Source organism: Candidatus Obscuribacterales bacterium (assembly GCA_036703605.1).
Classification (GTDB): Bacteria; Cyanobacteriota; Cyanobacteriia; order RECH01; family RECH01; genus RECH01.
In genome coordinates, this window is the sequence record DATNRH010000506.1 from 1 (window position 1) to 2639 (window position 2639).

The window sequence follows — 2639 nt, forward strand, 5'->3', positions numbered from 1 at the left end:
ACTCAGGCGCATGGTGACTTCTTTGAGGACAACCTTGTTCAGTTCCTTTAACTGAGCTTGGCATTGTTCATCGGTGATTGCTGGCTTGCTGGGTCGTAGGTACGTTTTGACAAATTCAATGATCTTGCCAAGATTCCCTGTCCAACCGGCGATCGCCGCCGTTGCCATCGCCACCAGTACAAAACCAGCTAACCCCCAACCAATGTAGGGGTTGCTGTTCATATAGGTTAGGGCTTGCCCAACTTTGGAGGGTTCAGCTTCCGCAACCGGTGATTCTGCCAGCAGCCACAGCAAGAATAATGCTTGATTCACGTCGTAACTCTGCCATCGAGATTGTTATGGATGCCCACAGCATAGCCTTGCCAGGAACTTTCCCTAACTTTTATGCGGATGTTCTAACATTCTCGACAGAACAGCAACGCGATCGCCCTCCATGCTCCATCAAGCTGACCTCGTCTTGGATTTGTAGCCTTTTACTAGGACGATCGCCACCAACCCGATCACTACTAGCAACGTAACAAATGAGGCTATGGCCTCATTATGGGTCAATCCGCCAAACACATTGACAGACGGCGATCGCAGCTTGAGAGCGATCGCCCGTGAGACGGATGTGGCTTACATCGATTGCTCTTTTATGTCCGATAAAACTTGATGAATAACCGTAGGAGAAGCAATGGCGTTGATCGCCGTAACATATCCCCTCCTACCTCTTAATTATTGGCGACCGAAGTTTAAGTTTTAGTAAAGCAATTCTGGATTGTATAAATTTTATTCGCATAGAGATTTTGCCAGCAAATATACGGATGTTCCTGAGATCCAAAAGGCTATAGGGTTGGACAAGAAAGAACCAATAGCACATCGCTGAACAGTAAATGCGCGGCTGATGGGTTGTCATAGTGTCCGGCCATTGTGAATGGGCTTGGCAGTCACCGCGTTGCTGTATGTAATGAGTCCGTTTATGTTCGGGATAACTTTAACAGAATGGCAGAAACCTCCTCCCGTCTGGAGTTAAGCGGGTCTCGACAATTTACATCCTGGCTAGCCCAACAGCACCTGAGCCTAGCCTTCACAACCTATCAAGCCGGAAAAGTATTTTGGATTGGGATTCAACCCAACGGTCAGCTATCGGTCTTTGAACGCACCTTTGAACGCTGTATGGGCTTGACCGTCCATCACAATAGCCTCTACCTCAGTACGCTCTATCAGCTGTGGCGTTTTGAAAATAGTCTCAGCCCCGGCCAAGCCTACCAAGGCTACGATGCCGTCTATGTGCCGCAGATGTCCTACATCACGGGTGATTTAGACATCCATGATGTGGTGATGGCTGAAGGCAACCCCCGCCCAGTTTTTGTCAATACGCTGTTTAGTTGCCTAGCAACCGTTAGTGAAACCCATAGTTTTGTCCCCCTCTGGCAACCGCCGTTTATCAGCAAGCTAGCTGCCGAAGATCGCTGTCATCTCAACGGCTTAGCGCTACGGGATGGGCAACCGCGCTATGTGACGAGCGTGAGCCGCAGTGATGTGGCTGATGGCTGGCGCGACCATCGCAGAGATGGCGGTTGCGTCATAGACATAGAGAGCAATGAAATCATTGCCACAGGGCTATCGATGCCCCATTCACCCCGGTGGTATGGCGATCGCCTCTGGCTGTTGAACTCTGGGACTGGCGAGTTTGGGACTATCGATACCGCAAGCGGCCAGTTTGAAGCAGTGACCTTCTGCCCCGGCTACCTGCGTGGACTAGCGTTTGCCGGAGACTTTGCCATTGTGGGGCTATCAGAACCGCGCCATAACAAAAGTTTTCAAGGGTTGCCGTTAGATGACGCCCTCGCAGCCAAGGGGGCGGCTCCGCGCTGTGGCATTAGCGTGATTGATCTGCGTAGTGGGGATCTGGTGCATTCCTTGCGAATCGAGGGATCTGTCTCTGAACTCTATGACGTGGTGACGATACCCGACCATGTCCGACCTATGGCGATCGGCATTCGCTCTGATGAAATCCGTCGGGTCATCTCCATGGGCGAAGCCTAAGCGCCACCGGTTCACGCTACCGGGATGGATCAACCACGAAGACCCATTCATCAATAAACCAAATAGATAGGAAAAAAGAGATGAGTTTTGCACCTGTTTTGAACCTTTCCAGTATCAATGGCAGCAACGGCTTTCGCATTGATGGCACAGCGGCAGGGGAGCTTTCCGGTTGGTCGGTGAGCGGTGCCGGGGATGTTAATGGCGATGGCTTTGATGACCTGATTATTGGGGCACGCGGTGCCGACATCAACGGTGCCGAGTCCGGCTCCAGCTATGTGGTCTTTGGGAAGGCAGGTGGGTTGAGTGCGACCTTCAACCTCTCTACGCTCGATGGCACCAATGGCTTTCGTCTCAATGGCACAGCCACAGATCACTATTCCGGTGATATGGTGAGCAGTGCCGGGGATATCAATGGCGATGGCTTCGATGACCTGATTATTGGGGCCTATGGTGCCGACCCCAACGGCGGCAATTCCGGCTCTAGCTATGTCGTCTTTGGGCAGGCCAGTGGGTTTAGTGCCACCCTCAACCTCTCTACGCTCAATGGCAGCAACGGCTTTCGCCTCGATGGTGCAGCAGCCTATGACTTCTCTGGTGATGCGGTAAGCAGT

At 52.0% G+C, this 2639-nt stretch carries 4 protein-coding genes; 3 read left to right on the forward strand and 1 reads right to left on the reverse strand.

What is annotated here, in order from left to right; all coding sequences use genetic code 11:
• Positions 1–312: hypothetical protein (locus V6D20_10975; GenBank protein HEY9816304.1), on the reverse strand; the 312-nt coding region annotated here is incomplete at its 3' end.
• Positions 313–529: 217 nt separating this feature from the next.
• Here V6D20_10975 and V6D20_10980 point away from each other — a divergent pair.
• From V6D20_10980 to V6D20_10990, 3 genes are all read left to right on the forward strand, one after another.
• On the forward strand, positions 530–652 hold the full coding sequence (locus V6D20_10980; GenBank protein ID HEY9816305.1) for a hypothetical protein: 123 nt from the start codon (positions 530–532) through the stop codon (positions 650–652).
• 329 nt (positions 653–981) lie between these two features.
• On the forward strand, positions 982–2028 hold the full coding sequence (locus tag V6D20_10985) for a TIGR03032 family protein (protein HEY9816306.1): 1047 nt from the start codon (positions 982–984) through the stop codon (positions 2026–2028).
• Between the two features lie 80 nt (positions 2029–2108).
• Positions 2109–2639, forward strand: a 531-nt coding sequence (locus V6D20_10990) for an integrin alpha (protein HEY9816307.1), incomplete at its 3' end; no start/stop codon positions are given.

Bases quoted from the DNA above. Each gene is read 5' to 3' on its own strand.
- V6D20_10980 (HEY9816305.1), top strand. From the start codon at position 530: ATGGCCTCATTATGGGTCAATCCGCCAAACACATTGACAGACGGCGAT.
- V6D20_10985 (HEY9816306.1), top strand. From the start codon at position 982: ATGGCAGAAACCTCCTCCCGTCTGGAGTTAAGCGGGTCTCGACAATTT.